Here is a 1833-nt window from a genome sequence, read left to right on the forward strand (position 1 = left end):
GATATGTATTAGAGACAGGTCCCCGCCCCTCCCACCGCCCCCGACGCGCTGTTGCCCGGCGGTCCGCCGGCGGACACCCCGGCGGACCGCGCCCTGCGGGTGCGGCTCCGCGCGTTGCGCGAACTCGTCGCGCTCTCCCGTGCCCGGCTGCCCGAGCCGGCCCTGGCCGAGGCGGGGCGCCTGCTCGCCGAGGCCGCCGAACGGGACCGTCTCACCCGCCTGTACACCACCGTCGCCATCGCCGGCGCCACCGGCAGCGGGAAGTCCACCCTGTTCAACACGCTTGCGGGCGGCGGGATCGCCGAGACCGGCGTGCGCCGTCCGATGACCGCCTCCCCCCATTCCTGTGCCTGGGAGGTGGAGCGCGGCGGAGGCCCGTCCCCCGACGCGTTGCTGGACCGGCTGGGTGTCCAGCCGCGCCGGCGCCGCCGGGCGCACCGGGCCGACCCCGCGCTGCGCGGCCTGGTCCTGCTGGACCTTCCGGACCACGACTCCGCGCTGCTCGAACACCGGCGGGAGGCGGACCGGCTGTTGGCCCGGGCGGACGCCGTCATCTGGCTGCTGGACCCGGAGAAGTACGCCGACGCCTTGTTGCACGACCACTACCTGCGGGCCTTCGCCGGCCACGCGGAGGTGAGCCTGGTGGTGCTCAACCAGATCGACCGCCTGCCGACGGAGGCGACCGAGGCGGTCCTCGACGACGTGCGTCGCCTGCTCGACGAGCGCGGCGTGGCGGTCGGCGAGCACGGCGAGCCCGGCGCGGGCGTGCTCGCGGTCTCCGCGCTCACCGGACAGGGGATGGGTGAGCTGCGCCGGGCGCTGGCCGAGTTGGTCGCCTCCCGGGAGGCGCCCGCGCTGCGCCTGGCCGCCGACGCCGACGGCACCACCCGGCGGTTGCGACCGCTGTGCGTCGCGGAGTCCGGGACCACGCCGGTCGGTCTGACCGAGGAGGCGCGGGCGGCGTTCGAGGAACGCCTGGCGGCGGCGGTCGGCGCCCCGGCCGCCGGGGCCGCGGCCGAACGAGGCTGGCTGCGTCGCGCCGAACGGATCTGCGGCACTCCGTGGGGACAACTCGTGACGGCCCTCGCCGAGCGCCGGGCGGCCCGCCGGGGGGAGCCGGTGGCCCTCACCGGAAGGGCGCGCGGCCTGCGTGAACAACCCCCGGTGGTCTCCCGGCCGGCCCTGGAGGAGGCCGTGCGGCGACTGACCGAGGAGGTGACGGCCGACCTGCCCGAGCCGTGGGCGGCGTCGGTGCGCCGGGTGGCCCGACAGGGGGCCTCGGAGGTCCCGCCGGCGCTGGAGGGTCCGCCGGCGGCCCGGGGGAGTTCCGGTCGACGGCGGGTGCCGTGGTCCGGCCGGCAGCCCGGCACGCGGGCCTCCCGGGTGCCCGGCGCCCCGCGTCCCCCGCGCCCGGTGTGGTGGAGCGCGGCGGCGGTGGGGCAGGGGGTCTTCCTCACCCTGCACCTGCTGGGACTGGGCTGGTTGGCGCTCGCGGCGCTGGGCCGGCCGGTGGCCGGCGTGGTGCTGCCCGCCGGGCTCCTGGTGGCGGGGGCGCTGGGGGCGCCCCTGCTGGCGTGGGCCTGTCGGCTGGCGGCGGTCGGTCCGGCCCGGGCCTGGGGGCGGCAGGAGGAGGAGCGGCTGCGGTCGGCGGCGACGGCGGTGGGCCGGGCCCGGGTGCTCGAGCCGGTGGCGGCGGAGTTGGTGCGCTACCGGGAGGTGCGCGAACAGTGGTTCATCGCTTCGGGGGGCGAGCCGCTCACCCCGAGGTGACCGTCCGGGAGCGGGGCTCCGAGGGGTCCGTCGGAGCCCCGCTCCCGGGGGCCGGGGGAGTGT

At 78.5% G+C, this 1833-nt stretch carries 1 protein-coding gene; it reads left to right on the plus strand.

Translation table 11 applies throughout. The features are described 5' to 3' along the window. The first annotated feature begins 51 nt into the window (after window positions 1-51). Complete coding sequence (locus tag FNQ90_RS28225) at window positions 52-1770, plus strand: GTPase (protein WP_267133088.1); 1719 nt, start codon at window positions 52-54, stop codon at window positions 1768-1770. Window positions 1771-1833 lie beyond the last annotated feature (63 nt).

The organism is Streptomyces alkaliphilus, from assembly GCF_014141535.1.
In the GTDB taxonomy this organism is placed as follows: domain Bacteria; phylum Actinomycetota; class Actinomycetes; order Streptomycetales; family Streptomycetaceae; genus Streptomyces; species Streptomyces alkaliphilus.